17 protein-coding genes are annotated in these 18,563 nt (G+C 44.5%); 10 read left to right on the top strand and 7 right to left on the bottom strand.

Annotated features, from left to right (window positions below):
* Positions 1–36 precede the first annotated feature (36 nt).
* The 4 genes from priA (at position 37) to CKQ84_RS10820 (ending at position 5,372) form a co-directional block, all read left to right on the top strand.
* Positions 37–2,232: a primosomal protein N' gene (priA, locus tag CKQ84_RS10835; protein ID WP_105251264.1), complete on the top strand. Its 2,196-nt coding sequence runs from the start codon at positions 37–39 to the stop codon at positions 2,230–2,232.
* Between the two features lie 134 nt (positions 2,233–2,366).
* On the top strand, positions 2,367–4,112 hold the full coding sequence (gene argS, locus CKQ84_RS10830; protein WP_105251263.1) for an arginine--tRNA ligase: 1,746 nt from the start codon (positions 2,367–2,369) through the stop codon (positions 4,110–4,112).
* Positions 4,113–4,115: 3 nt separating this feature from the next.
* On the top strand, positions 4,116–4,832 hold the full coding sequence (locus CKQ84_RS10825; RefSeq protein ID WP_105251262.1) for an SPOR domain-containing protein: 717 nt from the start codon (positions 4,116–4,118) through the stop codon (positions 4,830–4,832).
* Positions 4,833–5,147: 315 nt separating this feature from the next.
* A complete protein-coding gene (locus tag CKQ84_RS10820; protein ID WP_006083282.1) occupies positions 5,148–5,372 on the top strand; it encodes a hypothetical protein in 225 nt (74 codons plus the stop codon).
* Positions 5,373–5,563: 191 nt separating this feature from the next.
* Here CKQ84_RS10820 and CKQ84_RS10815 read toward each other — a convergent pair whose 3' ends face one another.
* Genes CKQ84_RS10815 through CKQ84_RS10805 form a run of 3 tightly spaced genes read right to left on the bottom strand, consistent with a single transcriptional unit; the run spans position 5,564 to position 7,920 of the window.
* On the bottom strand, positions 5,564–6,502 hold the full coding sequence (locus CKQ84_RS10815) for an SPFH domain-containing protein (RefSeq protein ID WP_168825701.1): 939 nt from the start codon (positions 6,500–6,502) through the stop codon (positions 5,564–5,566).
* Positions 6,502–7,437 (bottom strand): slipin family protein, encoded by a 936-nt coding sequence (locus CKQ84_RS10810; protein WP_105251260.1) that lies wholly within the window; start codon positions 7,435–7,437, stop codon positions 6,502–6,504. Before CKQ84_RS10810 ends, CKQ84_RS10815 begins: the two co-directional genes overlap by 1 nt.
* A gap of 12 nt (positions 7,438–7,449) precedes the next feature.
* Positions 7,450–7,920 (bottom strand): NfeD family protein, encoded by a 471-nt coding sequence (locus tag CKQ84_RS10805; protein ID WP_105251259.1) that lies wholly within the window; start codon positions 7,918–7,920, stop codon positions 7,450–7,452.
* Between the two features lie 474 nt (positions 7,921–8,394).
* On the opposite strand from CKQ84_RS10805, the gene CKQ84_RS10800 reads away from it, so the two are divergent.
* Positions 8,395–9,147 (top strand): outer membrane protein OmpK, encoded by a 753-nt coding sequence (locus tag CKQ84_RS10800; protein ID WP_105251258.1) that lies wholly within the window; start codon positions 8,395–8,397, stop codon positions 9,145–9,147.
* Positions 9,148–9,249: 102 nt separating this feature from the next.
* Here the strand turns inward: CKQ84_RS10800 and udp are convergent, their stop codons facing one another.
* On the bottom strand, positions 9,250–10,008 hold the full coding sequence (gene udp / locus CKQ84_RS10795; RefSeq protein ID WP_105251257.1) for a uridine phosphorylase: 759 nt from the start codon (positions 10,006–10,008) through the stop codon (positions 9,250–9,252).
* 413 nt (positions 10,009–10,421) lie between these two features.
* On the opposite strand from udp, the gene CKQ84_RS10790 reads away from it, so the two are divergent.
* Positions 10,422–10,634, top strand: a complete 213-nt coding sequence (locus tag CKQ84_RS10790; protein ID WP_006083288.1) for a YdcH family protein — start codon at positions 10,422–10,424, stop codon at positions 10,632–10,634.
* Positions 10,635–10,699: 65 nt separating this feature from the next.
* On the opposite strand, the gene CKQ84_RS10785 is transcribed toward CKQ84_RS10790, so the two are convergent.
* Together CKQ84_RS10785 and CKQ84_RS10780 are read right to left on the bottom strand one after the other, a co-directional pair.
* Complete coding sequence (locus tag CKQ84_RS10785) at positions 10,700–11,875, bottom strand: type III PLP-dependent enzyme (RefSeq protein WP_105251256.1); 1,176 nt, start codon at positions 11,873–11,875, stop codon at positions 10,700–10,702.
* A gap of 377 nt (positions 11,876–12,252) precedes the next feature.
* Complete coding sequence (locus tag CKQ84_RS10780; RefSeq protein ID WP_105251255.1) at positions 12,253–12,732, bottom strand: hypothetical protein; 480 nt, start codon at positions 12,730–12,732, stop codon at positions 12,253–12,255.
* Positions 12,733–12,901: 169 nt separating this feature from the next.
* On the opposite strand from CKQ84_RS10780, the gene CKQ84_RS10775 reads away from it, so the two are divergent.
* The 3 genes from CKQ84_RS10775 to CKQ84_RS10765 all read left to right on the top strand — a co-directional run bounded on the left by CKQ84_RS10775 (position 12,902) and on the right by CKQ84_RS10765 (position 16,404).
* A complete protein-coding gene (locus CKQ84_RS10775) occupies positions 12,902–13,738 on the top strand; it encodes a mechanosensitive ion channel family protein (protein WP_105251254.1) in 837 nt (278 codons plus the stop codon).
* A 118-nt stretch (positions 13,739–13,856) separates the two neighbouring features.
* Entirely contained in the window at positions 13,857–15,395 is a 1,539-nt protein-coding gene (locus tag CKQ84_RS10770) for a tetratricopeptide repeat protein (RefSeq protein WP_105251253.1), read from the top strand.
* Between the two features lie 232 nt (positions 15,396–15,627).
* The gene (locus CKQ84_RS10765) at positions 15,628–16,404 is read left to right on the top strand and encodes an ABC transporter substrate-binding protein (RefSeq protein ID WP_105251252.1); all 777 of its coding nucleotides are present in this window, start codon (positions 15,628–15,630) and stop codon (positions 16,402–16,404) included.
* A 33-nt stretch (positions 16,405–16,437) separates the two neighbouring features.
* On the opposite strand, the gene CKQ84_RS10760 is transcribed toward CKQ84_RS10765, so the two are convergent.
* Positions 16,438–17,277, bottom strand: a complete 840-nt coding sequence (locus CKQ84_RS10760) for a LysR family transcriptional regulator (RefSeq protein ID WP_105251251.1) — start codon at positions 17,275–17,277, stop codon at positions 16,438–16,440.
* Between the two features lie 191 nt (positions 17,278–17,468).
* Between CKQ84_RS10760 and CKQ84_RS10755 the strand changes: the two genes are divergently transcribed.
* A complete protein-coding gene (locus CKQ84_RS10755; protein ID WP_105251250.1) occupies positions 17,469–18,200 on the top strand; it encodes an SDR family oxidoreductase in 732 nt (243 codons plus the stop codon).
* The last annotated feature ends 363 nt before the right edge of the window (positions 18,201–18,563 follow it).

The raw sequence follows: 18,563 nt of genomic DNA, 5'->3' as shown, positions 1-18,563 counted from the left end.
CACTAAACCACATTCTTGTCTAAGACTTGCCTGCATATGTCATTGTTTGTCGAAGTTGCGTTACCTGTGCCTATGCGGCAAACCTTTAGCTACCGCGTACCCGAATCCTATCCTAGTACACCGCAAATAGGTGTGCGCGTTAAAGTTCCCTTCGGTCGTCAACAATTGATCGGGTTAGTCACAGGTATCACTGAGTCTTGCAGCTTAGCCCCAAAGCAAATTAAGTCTGTGCTCGAGTTTATCGACGATAAACCTTTACTGCCTGAATCACTTTATAAATTAACTCTTTGGGCTGCGAGATACTATTTTTGCAGCCAAGGGCAGATGCTAACCCAAGCCTTACCTGTGGCTCTGCGTAAAGGGCTCGATGCCGCGCCACAAAAAATCCAATTCTGGCAATTAACTGAAATAGGCCAAAATATTGCGCCCGAAGTGGTTAAACGCGCACCCGCACAGAAAAAACTACTCGAGTTACTCAAAACCGCCAGCTTAACCCAAGAAGAGGTTATCAGCTTAGACATCAGTAAAGCGGCGCTTAAAGCCCTAGAAGATAAAGGCTGGGTGGCACGCCATGAAAAAATTGCCGAGCTTAACCTCGACTGGCGCACCACACTCGAAATGGACGAAACGCCACATAAACTCAATAAAGAACAAGCCGTCGCTGTTGCCACTTTAAATCTGCAACAAGGATATCACTGTACTTTATTAGAAGGCATTACCGGTTCGGGTAAAACGGAAGTCTATCTTGCTGTACTCGAAGAAATCCTCAAGCAAGGCAAACAAGCGTTAATTTTAGTGCCTGAAATCGGCTTAACACCCCAGACAATCAATCGCTTTAAGCGCCGTTTCAAAGTCAATGTTGCCATTTTGCATTCAGGGTTAACCGACAATCAGAGACTCGAAGCATGGCGCCAAGCCCGCTGTGGTCAGGCGGCAATCATTATTGGCACGCGTTCAGCCTTGTTCACACCTATGGCGTATCCCGGCATCATCATACTCGATGAAGAACACGACAGTAGCTTCAAACAACAGGAAGGCGTTGGTTATCATGCCCGCGACTTGGCAGTCATGCGTGGCCATTTAGAAGCGATTCCGGTGATTTTGGGCACAGCAACGCCCTCACTCGAAAGTCTACAAAATGCCTTAAGCGGCCGTTACCATCATTTACAATTGGGTGAACGCGCAGGTGCGGCTAAAAAAGTGCGCCAAGGCATTATCGATATTAAAAATATGCCGCTGAAAGCCGGTATGTCAGTGCCGTTACTGAACGAAATCCGCTTGCATTTAGACGCAGGCAACCAAGTCTTGTTGTTTCTCAATCGCCGCGGCTTCGCACCAGCCCTGCTTTGCCACGAGTGTGGGCACTTACACGAATGCGACCGCTGCGACGCGTTTTTCACAGTACATCAATCCCTTGGCGAAATTTGCTGTCACCATTGTGGCAATCAATACGCTATCCCCAAGCAGTGTCACAAATGTGGCAGCACTATGTTGATGGGCCAAGGCATAGGCACAGAACAGCTCGCCGAAGCGCTGCAACAAGAGTTTCCTAAACATCCAGTAGTGCGCATCGACCGTGATACGACCCGCCTTAAAGGTTCATTAGAAACCCACTTAAATGCGATTCATAAGGGGGAATATAAAATCCTCGTCGGCACGCAAATGCTAGCTAAGGGCCACCACTTCCCTGATGTGACGCTTGTTGGGTTACTCGATGTCGATGGCGCTTTATTTAGCGCCGACTTCCGCGCGCCCGAACGTTTTGGACAACTCTATACCCAAGTTGCAGGTCGCGCAGGGCGCGCCAGTAAACCCGGCACGGTATTATTGCAAACTCATCAGAGCGACAATCCCATTTTGCGGGATTTGCTGCACCGCGGTTATGGCGAGTTTGCTCGCAGCCAGCTCAAAGAACGTCAACAGGCACTGCTGCCGCCAGCATGGCATATGGTATTGGTGCGCGCCGAAGCGCATTTAGCCAGTGATGCCGATAACTTTCTCAACGCCTTCGCCGCGCTCTTGCCCCAAGATAAAGAATTTGAGGTGATTGGCCCTATGCCCGCGCCCTTAGATAAAAAAGCTGGCAAGTTCCGTCGCCAACTCTTATTCCAAGCTAAAAACCGCAACCGTCTGCAGCAAGAGTTTGAACGTATTCATCCGCTTGTAGAACAACTTATCGAAGCTAAACGCTGCCGATGGAGCTTAGACAGAGATCCGCAGGATCTCCTCTGAGTCGAGTATTTGATAAGTATTTAAGCGCCATTTGATAAAAAATCATCGGGAAGATAGCAATTGTTAACCACAAACGGCTAAAATATGCGGTTATTCCCTGTATTCACTCTTAAAGTTAGTGCCGATTAGAACCCATGAAATCACATATCCAATCATTACTTGAACAAACTCTAGAATCCTTTAAACAACAAGGTATTGTGCCTGCTGACTTTGAAGCACGCATTCAGGTAGATCGAACCAAGGATAAGAGTCATGGCGACTTGGCAACCAACTTAGCCATGATGCTAACCAAGGTCGCAGGCAAGAATCCACGCGAATTAGCCCAACTGATCATAGATACCTTACCAGCTTCGGCTTTTGTGGCTAAGGTTGAAATTGCAGGACCAGGCTTTATCAACTTTTTCATCAACGACAGCGCCTTAGCAGATCAACTGCAAAATGCCGTCAACGATGAGCATTTAGGCATTAAGTTACCGACACCACAAACCGTTGTTGTCGATTACTCTTCACCCAACCTCGCCAAAGAAATGCATGTAGGCCATCTGCGTTCAACCATCATTGGTGACAGTGTTGTGCGTGCATTGGAGTTTTTAGGCCACAAGGTTATCCGTCAAAACCATGTGGGCGACTGGGGCACACAATTTGGTATGTTGCTGGCCTATATGGAAGAGCTGCGCGCCAAAAATGGTGAAGAAGCTCAACTTGAACTGTCTGATTTAGAAAACTTTTATCGTGCCGCTAAACTGCGTTTCGACGAATCAGCAGAATTCGCAACCCGCGCTCGTCAGTTAGTGGTCGAACTGCAATCTGGTGACGAGTATTGCAACAAACTGTGGCGCGAATTTAACGACATTTCGTTAAGCCACTGCCATGAAGTCTACGCCCGTTTAGGTGTGAGCCTGACCCGCGCCGACGTGCACGGTGAAAGTGCTTATAACGCCGATCTCGAGCAAGTGGTTAAAGATTTAGATGCCCAAGGTTTATTAACCGAAAGTAACGGCGCTAAAGTCGTATTCCAAGAAGCCTTCCGTAACAAAGAAGGTGAGCCACTGCCTGTTATCATCCAAAAGGCCGATGGCGGCTATTTGTATGCCACCTCAGATCTTGCGGCAATGCGCTACCGCTCGAACGTGTTAAAGGCCGATCGCGTCCTGTATTTTGTTGACCTACGTCAGGCACTGCATTTCCAACAAGTCTTTAGCCTAGCGAAACTGGCTAAGTTTGTCCGTGAAGATATGTCATTAGAACACTTAGGTTTTGGCACTATGAACGGCGAAGATGGCCGTCCATTCAAAACCCGTAGCGGCGGTGTCGTTAAGTTAGTTGACCTGTTAGAAGAAGCCAATGTGCGCGCGCTAGAACTCGTTCGTAGCAAAAATCCTGATATGGATGAGGCCACGCTGACTGAAATCGCCCGTGTCGTTGGGATCAGCGCCGTTAAATATGCTGACTTGTCGAAAAACCGTACCAGTGATTACATTTTCAGCTTTGAACAAATGCTCAGCTTCGAAGGCAATACCGCACCTTACCTGCTGTACGCTTACACCCGTGTTGCGGGCATATTCAAGCGAGTAACCGATCTGGATCTCAGCCAAGCGAAAATCGTGCTTGAGCATGAAAAAGAGAAAGATCTCGGTAATAAGTTGGCGCAGTTCGGTGAGATCCTCAATCGTGTTGTCGATAAAGGTCAGCCGCACGTACTGTGTGCTTATTTATATGAATTAGCGGGTGCTTTCTCTAGCTTCTACGAAGCTTGTCCAGTGCTTGCCGCCGATAATGACGCGCAAAAGAACAGCCGTTTATTACTCGCGCAACTGACGGCTCGTACGTTACAAAAAGGCCTAAATCTACTCGGTATTGAAACCTTAGAGCGGATGTAAGCCATGAGTAATCGCGATTATGCCAATAGAAGGCCGCAGTCGGGCGCTAAACCGCGCCCAATCCGCGCGACTCGCCCAACTCGAGCAAAGCCTTCACAATCTAAATCGGCGCCGCGTAAGAAGCTGCCGCTGACCTTGATAGGCTTTGTCATACTCGCTGTGGGTTGTTTCGTCTATTTCCTGTCAAGCATTAAAGATAATGCTAAGCAAGAAGTGAAGCCGATACCCGCTCCAACCAAAAAAACGGAAGTACAAGTTAAGCCTCAAGAGACAGCAGTGCTCACTCCTAAGGTCAAAGAACCTGAACGCCAAGCGGTCGTTATCCCAGTAGAGACAACTGAAACTGCTGAGCTTATTGTTCCGCCAAAGAAGGATCCTAATGCTCTGCCACCACAACCAAAGGAAGAATGGACCTATCTCAACGAGCTTGAAAATAAGCATGTTGAGGTCGATATTCCCGATATTGTTGCGAGCAGAACACCGATGCAATATCAGTTGCAGTGTGCTTCTTTCCGCCAAGAATCACAGGCGAACGAGATGAAAGCCGTCATCGCTTTCCAAGGTTTAGAGGCGCAAGTGAGACAAGTCGAAGGTACGACTGGCGTATGGTACAAGGTTGCTTTAGGCCCCTTCGAGCGTAAACGTGATGCAGAGCGTAAACGTCATACACTGCAAAAAGCGGGGATTAATGGTTGCCAGATTCTGGCGATTCCTAAATAAGGCTTTAGCCTACTCCTGATAGACTATTAAGAATAAATAGCGGCCAGCGTTTTATCGCTCGTCGCTATTTTTTTATCCGTATAACATGACTCACTCATTGATTCTGCCTGCCCATAAAAACTCAGTTTTAAACAACAACTCATTTCAAATTTGCTGATCTACTAAATTTATAACCCATTATTTACAAACAACAAAATCCTTTATTAAGAAAGATTAATATGCAGTTTAATTGACCTAGATCAAACTTAGGCGTATCTCTTAATTAACAGCAAGACCGCTGTATCTGTGTCAAATCCAACCTCAGGGTGAAGTATTATGAATGCATTAATCGAGATAGAAGCCACCGAATTCAGCCAACTGTTCAAGAGTGGCGACATGCTGGGAATTAGGATGTTTATGGAACATGTGCGCATGCCGCTGGATGTTCAAGACAAGATTTATGACGAAATTTCTGCGCTTCAGCAATTAGAACAAAACCAAATTGCCAAGCTCATTGAAACCCACGCCCATTCCCAAATTCATGAACGCCTAGCTTATTAGCCTTCCATTCAATGAAAAATTTATCTATGCCCAACTGCAGCTTCTGGCGGTTCATTCAACAGAAGCTGTATGATCTCCCCGCAATTCGCGACACAAACTGTTATATCATCCAATTTCAGCCAAAAAATAAGGCCAAATACTTGGGTATTTGACCTTAATGATCTAGCTAGTTTCAGATTTTAACCACAGCCTTAGCTCGGTTTTTCTTCCGTTAAGCCTATGCTATTCATCCAATAATCGAAATCCACCATATTACCCGGTAACACCACTCGACTATTCTTCTGGCTTAAGCCATCGAGCTGTTTAAAGTATTGCTCACCGAGTTGCATCCGCAGGGCATTGTGACCACCCGGCGCGGCAATCACAGAAGCGAGACGTTCAATCGATTCTGCCGTTGCGCGGGAAATGGTTAAAATTTCCTCAGCCTTACCTTCGGCTTCGTTAATCCGGCGCTGCATCTCACCTTCAGAACGGTTTACCGTTTCAGCTTTAACCCCTTCAGAACGGTTAATTTTACTCTGTTTGTCGCCTTCACTCTTAGCCAATAATGCACGGCGCTCACGCTCGGCATTTACTTGCATTTCCATGGCATTTTTAACGGTTTCAGGTGGTGTGATATTTTTTATTTCATAACGATGCACACGTATTCCCCACAGGGCACCCGCTTGATCTAAGACTTGCACTACCTTGGCTGAAATCACATCACGCTCTTCAAACGTACGATCAAGATCAAGTGTCCCTATGACAGAGCGCGTCGTCGTTTGCGCCAACTGAATTGCTGCATAACGATAATCAGTAATACCATAGCTGGCCTTCACTGGGTCAGTCACAGAGATATAAATCACCCCATCCACTTCAACGTTTACTTCGTCGCTCGAGAAACATTCCTGCGGTGGTACGTCAATGGTTTCTTCTTTCAAATCATGAATAAAAGCCACTTTATCCACAAAGGGGATCAAAGTATGGAACCCCGCATCTAACGTACTGTGATACTTACCTAAACGCTCAACAATAAAAGCCGATTTAGTGGGCACTAGGCGGATCGATTGAAATAGTTTAATCACAAAAATGGCAAATATCAGGCCCCAAATCGCCATCACAATCAAATCTGTATCTACTGGAATATTCATTATCGCGCTCCTTTGCCAAGATTATTCTGGCCACTCATAGTCTGAGTGACTTGCTCCATACCTTCGAAGAAACCTTCAAGTTTTGCCATTTCAGCGGGAACAACAGAGACTTGTGCATCATTGAGGATCTTACCAACTTGAGCAATAAACTGTTCTTTTAATAGCATATTCATCGCATCTGTACCGCCATTGACGGCTAATGCTTGCGAGATCATTGCCATACCTTCGGATTTTGCTTTCGCTATGATAGCGATCTCCTGACCTGTACCTTTAGCTTCATTAATCCGTTTCTGTTTTTGACCTTCTGACAGGTTAATGGCCTCTTGGCGCTCACCTTCAGACATATTGATCATCGCGGCTTTTTCAGCATTCGCTAAGGTAATTTCGGCACGTTTACGACGCTCAGCTTCCATCTGCTTCTCAAGAGTGTGGATCACATGGCGTGAAGGCGTGATATTACGAATTTCATAGCGCAATACCTTGATTCCCCATGGCTCGGAAGCCTTATCTATTTCCCGCACGATTGATTCATTTAAGCTATCACGTTCAGAGAAAGTCTCACTCAAACTCAGCTTACCGATTTCAGATCGCATAGTGGTCTGAGCTAAATTCACCGCTGCTTTACGGTAGTTTTCAATACCATAACTCGCCAATTTGCCATCCATCACTTTTAGGTAGACCAAGCCGTCCACTTCAAGTTGAGTGTTATCTTTGGAGATACAACTCTGTGGCGGCACATCTAATACTTGCTCACGGGTATCGTGACGGTAGGAGACGCGATCGAAAAAAGGGATCAAAAAATGAAATCCAGGGCTTAATACTGCGCGGAATTTGCCAAGACGCTCAATGACATGCACTTCACGCATCGGCACAATTAACATCAACTTATAAAGAATAAAAAAGATAAATAAAATGACTAAGGTAAATACAAACATAGATTCCATCCTTTAGTTTTTGGAAGCTTCTATTGAAATAGGCTCAACGACTAGAGCGATATTTTCACGACAAATAATTCTGACTTCGGTACCCGCCTCAATAATGCTGCCATCGCCAAGCGCTGGCCATTCACTACCTTGAAACTCCACCCGCCCGGGTGTTTGCCCAGGACCTATGGTCTGCTTTACGCGAACAATTTGATTGTATAGTTCGATTGCTTCATCCGTGTTATCCACATGGGAATCACCACCAACGAGCTTCTGAGTGACTTGTCTGAAAGCCAATAACAACACAATGGCAGAGATAAACCACAGAGTCATGCTCTGCACGACACCTTCGACCAGTCCTATGCCTAACGCACCTGCCACGACTAAACAAGCCGCACCCAGCAACACTATTATGCCACCTGGAACCACTATTTCGGCGAGCATTAACACTAAACCAACCACTGCCCACACTAAAATCGGATTTGAAAACTCCATATTTCCCCCTGAAATGAGAGTGTCCTTTACTGCACTATAACAGCAGAGTTTCGGATAATCGACATAATATGTCAAAATTTACCCTGTCAAAACGCACACTCAATCACCTATGACTTAATCCTCATTCTCCCATATCCGCCCACGAAAGCCGTCAGGTTGTTTTAAAATTAAGCATAATCAATTCAAAAAGATAGCAAGCCCCCAATCCACAAGCGGCGCAATAACAATAAAAACATTAAAAATCAATTATCTAAAAACAAAACTCCTCACTAATGATTATGTGATTTTGACAACAACATTCGATAAAAACTTTGAATAAATGTAAATTTTTGCATATATTGCCCCCACTTTTGAGCAAGTCCTTTGACGTACACTCGCGCTAGGTTTGAACTTACCCATCAAACCATGCCATAGGTCAGAGAGCGGATTGAGTAAGACACGAATTAACTTCGACCTATACAACAGGAAATAACAATGAAAAAAACATGCCTATGCCTAGCACTAATGCTTTCTCCTCAAGCATTTGCGGGTGACTTAGTACAGTGGTGGGATTTCAGTGCAACAGCCCTCTATGGCGAAGACTACGATTTAGCGCCATCAGATAAACAAGCCACTATTACCTTAGAAACGGCTGGCGGCTGGAAATACGGTGATTGGTTTGCCTTCCAAGATTTTATCTATTTCAAAGGTAACGACACGGGCATGGAAAGCACTACCTATGGTGAAATTTCGCCACGTTTTAGTGCCAGTAAAATTCTTGGCGAAAAAATAGCCTTTGGCCCAATAACAGACTTGTCTCTAGCGTTAACCTATGAAGAAGGTGAAGGCCCAGTCCACAGCTTACTTTACGGTTTAGGGGTTGACGTAGCAGTACCATACTTCACTTATCTTAACTTTAACACCTATCGCCGCGATGGTATGAGCACTGGTAACCATAGTGACGGCTGGCAGTTCACTCCTGTATTTCGTATCGATATCCCTGTTGGATCTGCCAACATAGTACTCGATGGCTTTATCGACTGGGTATTTGCCACCGACGATAACGGCTACGAGGAGAACTTCCATTTCAACCCACAGCTAAAATACGATCTCGGAAAGAGCCTGTTCGGTGATCATCAAGCCAATAAATTATTGGTGGGTATCGAATACGATCTGTGGACCAATAAATACGGTGTGAAAGGCGTCGATCAAGACACTTACTCTGTGATTGCTCAATACCATTTCTAATCGGTATCGGCATAGTTTTAAAACAACAAAAAAGGTGCCATTGGCACCTTTTCTATTCTGAGCACTCACTTTGCAGGGGAGTGTTGCTTAGCTTACTAAAAATTAAGCTAACAATTTTTTCGCTGCTGCAACCACGATAGAAACCGCACTCACTTCAGTTTTCTTCATTGTGGCTTCATTAGGAATTTCTTGTTGGGTGCGGTTTACAATCACACCTGCAACGCAGGCTGCACGCCAACCTTGAGTAGCACACATAGTGAACAAAGTGGAAGACTCCATCTCATAGTTCAGTACGCCCATATCTTGCCATTCTTTCATTGAACCCGCGAAACGACGCGTTACACGGCCTGTGACAGTGTCATAACGCTCTTGGCCTGGGTAGAAAGTATCAGAAGAAGCTGTTACGCCAATGTGTGGCTCAACACCAGCATCGCGACACGCTGCAACCATAGCAGTGGTACATTCAAAGTTTGCAACCGCTGGATATTCCATAGGTGCAAAATGTAAGCTCGCGCCATCTAAACGTACTGAAGCTTGAGTCACAATCACATCACCCACATTAACATGAGGTTGGATTGCGCCTGTAGTCCCTACACGCAGGAAGGTATTCACACCTAATTGTGCAAGTTCTTCTACTGCGATAGAAGTAGATGGACCACCGATACCGGTTGAACACACCACTACTGGCTTGCCATCGGCATACGCTAAATAGCTTGTATACTCGCGGTGGCTAGCAAGAAACGTCGCATTGTCCATTAGTTCAGCAATACGTTTTACACGCTCTGGATCACCAGGAACGATTGCTAAGGTTGCACCATCGAGCATCGCTTTGGTCAAACCTAAATGAAATACATCAGCCATTGTGAAAACCCCTTTCATTTTTGATAATTAAATTCTTATAAAATCGACTTTAACCTAGTATCGAAGCGGTGAAGGTTAACTTGATCACAGAATTATCGGCAAGAAGTAATTGTTTAGTCGTAATGAAATTACCAACTACACCAGCATCTGCTCACAAGATAGCAAATTTGCCCATATTTCGAATGTCAGTCTGATTTATACCAAACAAAGTGTGAACCAGATCCTGAACTCATGCCAGAGTCGGTGGTAATAAATGTCTAAGATGCTGATTTAAAATAGATTAAAATAAATCATCCATTAGTATTAATCTAAGTGACCGCTAAAAGTGATCTAAGTCACGTTTAACGACTTGGTATAAGGTTAGGGTTAAGGCGTAACCTGAAGTGTAGTAAATGACGACAAGGAGAATGCCGATGTTTCCAGAGTACAGAGAATTAATTTCCACCCTGAAAACCCAAGATGCTCATTTTCAACGTAAGTTTAATGAGCATAATCAGTTAGACGAGGAAATCAAACAACTGGAAAAACGTGTCGCCAGTGATTTCAACCCCACTGTGAAAGAACTCAAAAGCAGAAAGTTACACTTAAAAGAGGAAATTTATCAGATCCTCAAATCCCACGAGTAATCCCGCTATTACTCTAAAGACAAATAAGGGCGCCTAAGCGCCCTTATTAATGTCACCACAATCGCTTACAGATAGTAATCCTTCAGCGGTGGGAAACCGTTAAAGCATACTGCTGAATACGTCGTCGTATAAGCCCCTGCGGTTAACCAATACATACGATCGCCAATGGCTAAGTCATTTGGTAAGCCATAGCTATAGTGCTCATACATGATATCTGCACTGTCACAGGTTGGGCCGGCAATCACGCATTTATCCAGCTCGCCTTGACGCTCAGTATAAATCGGGAACTTAATCGCCTCGTCCATCGTTTCAATCAAGCCAGAGAATTTACCCACATCGGTAAACACCCAACGCTCTAACGCTGTGTAAGATTTTTTGCTGATCAGTACCACTTCAGACACTAAAATCCCCGCGTTAGAGATCAACGAACGACCTGGTTCCAAAATAATTTGTGGTAAATCATCACCAAAATCTTCCTTCAGGAAGTGAGTGATTTGCTCGGCATACACACCCAATTGATTGGTTTTATCAATATAGTTAGCAGGGAAACCGCCGCCCATATTGATCATCTTCAGGGTGATATTGTGCTCATCACGCAGACGGTCAAAAATACTTTTCACTTTACCAATAGCGGAATCCCAAGCACCTATGTCACGTTGCTGAGAACCCACATGGAAAGAAATACCGAAAGGTTCTAAGCCTAATTCCTGTGCCAATACTAATAGCTCATAGGCCATTTCGTTTTGGCAGCCGAATTTACGGGATAACGGCCAATCAGCGGTATCTGTACCTTCGGTCAGAATACGCACATAAATACGTGAACCCGGCGCTTCTTCAGCGATCATTCGCAAATCGGCTTCTGAGTCAGATGCATACATACGCACGCCACGCTCATAAAATGCACGCACATCTTGACGCTTTTTAATCGTATTACCATAGCTGACTCGATCGGTTGTCACACCGACATTCATGACCATATCTAGCTCATAAATCGAGGCAATATCAAAGTTTGACCCTTTATCTTTTAGTAAAGATAAGATCTCGGCCGCGGGGTTTGCCTTAACTGCATAATAAACGTTGGCGTAAGGAAAACTATTAACCATGTCATCGTATTGTTTCGCTATGATACTGGTATCGATCACGACGAACGGGGTTGCTTTGTCTTTGGCAAACGCTTCAATACGCTTGAATGTGTCCATATCATAATAGTCAGCAACATCAATAGATTGAAATTGGCTCATTGGGCCAGAGTCTCCTTTGGGTCAGATAGATAACAGTAAGTGTGATGTATTAAAAACGTGCGCAGTAAACGATATTTTTTCGCTTTACGCAACGAATTTTTATGCTGAATTAATAACTTTTTATTCCCCAACTCTTTAAGGAACTGAACCATCAAAAAAAGGCGCTATAAAACAAATAATTATGCACACAAACCCTAAGGTAAATTTGTGTTCATTATCAGAATAAAAAGTGAATTTTTTACGACGTTATCGGAAGGGAGATGGATAGACTGGCTGGAGCCAAAATATCCATCTAAAAACAGTTATCTTGAAGTAACAATCACACAGCGAAAAGAAGACTAATGGATGCCTTAAAATACGTCCGTTAAATCGAGTCGTTACTGCGGCTGATTGAGTTTTGCGAGAGCTTGGTTCAAGGCTTCACTGGAATCAAAATAGGCAATGTCCAAAATGTTACGCTGCTTGAGCAATATCATAGTGGCCATATCTTTGTTATCAGGTAATAAACGACTGATCTCACCATCCCTATCTAACCCAATCGCAAAAGGTAAATCTTGCATCTGTGGCACAGCCACAAATTTAGCGATCAAAGAAGGCATACCACTGATATCGGCAACATAAACTAAACCCGTTGGCATTTGAGTCGCGCTCAAGGGCGTAAGTGCATCCTTAATCACATCACCGCCTTTCATGCTGCGACTAAAGAGCAGCACTTGAGTCTCATCAGTCACATTAATGGTTTTATCATTTTGGTCGAGAAGTGAAATGGGATTAATCGCATCTCCGGCAACATAACTCGCAGCATACGCCCAGATTGGGGTTAACAGACAAGACAAACATAACAACAGCGTTTTCATAAACACTCGACTCCATTATTGGATAGGCGAACAGCATACCTGACTCCCCCTATCGACTCATTAAACCAACCACGATTACATGATACGCTTCACACATGAAGGGCGAAAAGTATTTGGTGAAATTTCTACGCTAGAATCGCACAGTTAACTTTATTACAAGGATATCATAATGATAACACCTGGACTCGATCAAGAATTGCAGCAACTACAAGGCGTTTATCAACTCATCACAGAATTTTTAGTCACCTACAGCTTTCAACTCGTAGGTGCTTTACTGATCTTTTTGTTAGGTTTATGGGTAGCCAGTAAAGTGTCACGCTTAGTCGCTAAGCAATTCGACAAACACAATATCGATATCACCCTAAGCAATTTTGTCAGCAATCTTATCCGCATTCTGATCATCGTCATGGTCGGGATTATCGCCCTCGGCAAAATCGGCATCAGTATTACCCCTATGGTTGCGGCAATTGGTGCCGCCTCCCTCGGCGCAGGTTTAGCCTTACAAGGTATGCTAGCGAACTATGCCGCAGGCGTGACTATTATCGTCACCCGCCCTTTTGTAGTAGGCAATACTATTGAAATTAAAGGGGAAAGCGGCGTTGTTAAACGTATCCACTTAGGCATGACCATACTGACCAATGAGGAAGGTGAGCAAATCAGCATTCCTAATAAGCATATCGTCGGCGAAATTCTGCACAACTCCTTCAGCAATAAGCTAGTCGAAACCCAGTTCAATCTCAGTTACAACACAGATCCCGAACGAGCCATTAGTGTGATTACTGAGTTATTGAGCAATAATCCCTATGTTTATCAAGAGACCACACCTAATATTGGCATCAATGGTTTTAATGCTAATGGAATTGAAATGGGGGTTCGTTACTGGGTGCCCACACAAAGCTATTTTCAGCATAAATATAAGGTAAACCTCGCTCTTTATAACACCCTTAAGCAGGCGGGAATCGAGATTGCCTGCCCCATTAGGGAGATCCATCTGCAAGATAAATAACGCTAATGCCCATGGGATTGATCGGCTTAGTCGATCAGCCTAGCCCAAATTGTAAACTTGCATTCTTGTAAAAACTTACGTTTACTATACTCCCAAATATCGATAGTGATGGACTACTATGTTGTTGATACTCATAATTATTGCTTTTATTGTACTGTTTATTTTTTTCGCTAAATATCAAAAAAAACAAGTGCAAGCTAAAGCACTTGCCGCAGGTGATCCTACTGCGCTACTCAATCATGGCTTAACACTGATTAATCAAGGCGAAGTCAACTCTGGCCTAGATTATATTCAGCAGGCAGTCGATAAAGGCTTAGCCGTTGCCGCCATTGCTATGGCCGAACTTTATTCCGGTCGATTCCCACAAGTTCCCGCCGATCCCAAGGCATCTAACGATTGGTATAAAAAAGCCGCCGAAATAGAGCCTCAATATTTACCCATGCTCACACTACCTAATTTGCTCTCTTCTGAGTCGCAAACACTCGATGAGTTAATCGCACAGGCAGAACAGCTCAAACCTAATGCCGAAGCGGGGCAAGCCGAGTTTCAATATGAGCTTGCTTACTTGTATCTAAGCCAGCCTTTTCTCGATCCCGATGCTAGCCAAGCAATTTACTGGTTCGAAAAAGCCGCCGCACAAGAAAACCAAAGAGCCTATTACCATTTAGCCACACTCTACTGGCATGATGAGCGCGTCACTTCGGACTATATCAAAGCACGGGAATACTTTGAGAAATCCGCCGCCGCAGGTGATGAATTAGCAAAAGATGATCTAGGGCATATGCTTGCTGCTGGCCAAGGTGGACCTAAAGATTTAGCGCGTGCAGAGGCATTACTTAGCGAGCGCGCCGCAGACGATGATTTCCGCCAGTATTATCTTGGTAAACGTTTCCTCTACGGTGAAGATTTGGCTGTCGACTATGACAAGGCGCGCCATTGGTTAAGCCAATCTGTCGCTAGAGGTAATGACTTCGCTAAGATTGAATTTGCTCATCTTTTACTGAAAGCGCCACAAAATGAGAGTGATTACCAACAGGCTAAAATTGACTTTGAAGAATTCGCACTTAAGTGGAATGAAGACGCACTGCTAGGCTTAGGCAAGATTTATGAGCAAGGTTTAGGCGTGAGTCGCCAACCGATTAAAGCGTTAATGTATTACCAGCTCGCGGCCATGAGCAATAGAGCCGATCATCTAAAAGAATTAGCCAGATTCAGTCAGCAACTAGGTACCTTAGAGATAAGAGAGGCTGAGCGTCTACGTGACAGTTTCTTGCATCAGCATCCAATCCCCGCTGAGCAACAACAATATTTTTATTTCTATAAGGCTGAATCATTTTTAAGTGGTGAAAAAACCACTCAAGAGGCTCTACAAGCGGCAGAAGCTTGGTACGTCAAATCGGCAGAGCTAGGTCATGAAATTGCTATGCGGGAGCTGGTCAATATTTACGGCGCAGAACAATTAAATAAACCTATACAAATGTTTATTTGGTCTAGTTTATTGCTACGTCATTTTGGTAAATACGGGATGAATAGCGCTCAACGACTCCATCAAAACACCGCAAAATCATGTTTAACCGAATCCGAACTTGCCTACGCCGAAACTCAAATTGAGGCTATTGAAACCCAATTAACGCCCTATATTGAGTCGGATAGGTAAGTTTCCTAGCAGCGAATGAGCCCCAGAAAAGGTTTGGTCAGATTTAACAGGCCAAACCGTTTGGTTACAAAATAGAGTGAATTTATAATTACTTAAAAAGCACAGTGGATGTATAAGCACTACAATCAATTATTGACCAAACCTGCGCAGCTAAACGACTCAAAAATAAAACCTAGTCGAATTAACTGTCCAGCCCGATAATTAAAACTGAGCATTTTAATAGGCAAGATGAATGAGGCTGATACTGATCATTGTCATTTCATGCTTATTTCTGTCCCAAGCAAGGGCAGAAACCTCTGCTGTTGTCTGGCAAGCACACTGCCGCGATAGGCATCCTGTTATTTATGTCGAAAATGGTGAGTGCAAAGGCCCAGGTGCAGCTGTCATCAATGAAGTCATCGCCCGCCTAGGTCATAAGATAAATTGGAGTAATGTGCCTTGGGCACGCACAATTAAAGTGGCAGAAATGGGACAAGTCGACCTAATCCCTGTCCATTCGATGACGCCAGAGCGCAACGATTTTCTAGACCCTATGCTACTGGGATACGACAAGCACTACGTCTATTACTTTGCCCTTGCGAATAGACAACTTGAAGTCAAACATTTCGATGAACTAAAACCTCATATCATTGGCGCACTTAGAGGCGCTTTTTACTGTCCGCAGTTCAATGACAATCAAAACCAACTAAAAGTGTCTTTTGTTAATGATAATGGTCAGTTAATCAATATGTTGAAGGCTGAGCGTATCGATTTAGCCATCACCTCCGAACAGCATGAGATGCAATTTTTTGCCAAAGATCCCCAACTCAAACAGATGGCGTACGTAGATATCAGCAAAAATGGCCGCTATTTCAGTATTCCGCTCATGTCGCCGCAGCATCAATATGCCAAGCAAGTTCACCAGATAGTCGACGACATGCGCACCTCTGGTGAAATTACTCAACTATTTAAATCCTACGGCGTCGAGCCTCCACTTAATCTCACTGAATCGCCCTTAGCGACTCACTAATCTGAATGCTGATAACCCAAAACTAACTTGGAATTAATTCGGTCGAGCGGCTAAATGCCGTAACAAGGTCGCCAATGTTGGCGCAACTGCCTGATGGGAGGGATAACACAAACCAATACGACGGAACATTCTCGGACCATCAAATTTCACTTGCTTGAGCCTAGGCTCATCTTCAATCAAACCATCGGGTAAAAAACTCACGCCAAATCCGGCTAACACTAGCGACATCACTAGAGATTTTGACTCAGCCTTAGCGACCAAATTAAGCGACATATTGCTGCACGCCAATAAACCTATTGTTTGCTGATGGGCTTCACAGGGTGGGCACTCAATAAAGTCAAAGCCATTGAGCTGCTCGGGACGTAGGCTATCTACTTGGGCGAGGGTATGATCCTTGGGGACGCAGAGCACATAATCCTCCTCCCACAGCGGAAAAAATACTTCATCTTCATGGCGTAAACTGTCGATAGTTAAACGACAATCTGCGGGGCTTTGGTAATCCAACAGCTCCAGATCGAGCTTCTCAATGGCTTGATTCACCTGTTGTAAAAATCCCGCCAAACGCCGCTGACTGAGATCTGGCATCACAGCCAAACGTAGCTTTTGCCGGCTCGCCTTCGCCATAAATAAGCCTGGTAACTTACTCGCCTCCTCGACTAATTTAACCGCCAAAGGGTATAGATAGTGCGCGCAGTCCAAAGGTTTAACGCCTTTTTTGCTGCGCTCAAATAACTGACCACCAAGCTCTTCTTCGAGTTGCTTTAACCCAGCAGACAGTGAAGGCTGGCTCACAAAGCAACGGTTAGCCGCCGAGGTAATATTGTTCTCTTCAAAAATTGCGATAAAGAAACGCAGCAAACGCAAATCGACCATTTAATCTTCTCCGACAACCGACGAGTTCAGCACAAATTTCAACAATAGTGCCATAGGCTGAGCCTATCATATCCAGCTGGAATAAGTATTTTTCGACTGAAAATCCCCAGCCTATACTGGTTAACAGGTTCAAGACGCCGAACAACAGTTTGTTTACGGCTTACATTGGCTCCAATTAATAGGAAATACTAATGAATCAAGTTACTAAATCACTGGTTGTCATCACGGGCGCTTCATCGGGTATTGGCGCCGCTATGGCCAAAAGCTTTAGCGCTGCAGGCCACCCGCTGCTATTACTGGCACGCCGAGTTGAAGCAATGCAAGCGCTTGAATTACCAAACAGCCTTTCTATCAGCGTCGATGTCACCGACGGCGCAGCTATTAAAACAGCCATAACCCAAGCAGAAGCGCAATTTGGCCCGGTCGGCTGTCTTATCAATAACGCGGGAATCATGCTACTAGGCCAAATCGATGTGCAAGATCCCAATGAATGGAGCCGCATGCTCAATATCAATGTGATGGGCGTGCTTAATGGTATTCATGCGGTATTAGCCGACATGAAAGCTCGCAAAACTGGCACTATCATTAATGTCAGCTCAGTGGCGGGGCGTAAAACCTTTCCAAACCACGCCGCTTACTGCGCCACTAAATTTGCCGTGCACGCCTTAACAGAAAACATTCGTGAAGAAGTCGCCATGGATGACGTACGCCTTATCACTATCGCCCCAGGCGCGGTAGAAACCGAGTTGTTGAGCCATACCACCAGCGATGACATTAAAGCGGGTTACCATGACTGGAAAGAAGAAATGGGCGGCGTTATCGCCCCTGAAAATGTCGCCGCTGCTGCGTTGTTTGCATGGCAACAACCGCAAAATGTGTGCGTACGCGAAATCGTTCTAGCACCAACGCGCCAGCAACCTTAATCCGTTCTGAGTCTACTTTTATCTAAGTTATCTTGCTTCGAAAGACAACCAAACCTGTCCCCAAAATCAATAATGCCAGAGTCAACTCTGGCATTATTTACTTCCCAATAAAGCCTGCCAAACAGCTGCTAAGTTTCAACATCACTACTTTAGTGAGTGCATATTTTACAAAGTGTTAGCTTAATCACAGTCCATTTTTTGTGCTTTAGGCGCAAAACTCGAAACTCAAAGTTATCAGCGCTAATTTAGCACGTTGACTAGTTCATTGTTTTTAAATAATAAAAAAAATAATCACACCCTTCTATAACATTATCAATTAGATTTTTATCAATGAACTTTTTATCAATTAGATTTTTTTAATGA

Origin of the sequence: Shewanella sp. WE21 (assembly GCF_002966515.1) — a bacterium.
In the GTDB taxonomy this organism is placed as follows: Bacteria; Pseudomonadota; Gammaproteobacteria; order Enterobacterales; family Shewanellaceae; genus Shewanella; species Shewanella oncorhynchi.
The sequence above is the reverse complement of the archived record's forward strand: the minus strand, read 5'-3'. Positions and strand labels throughout refer to the sequence as shown.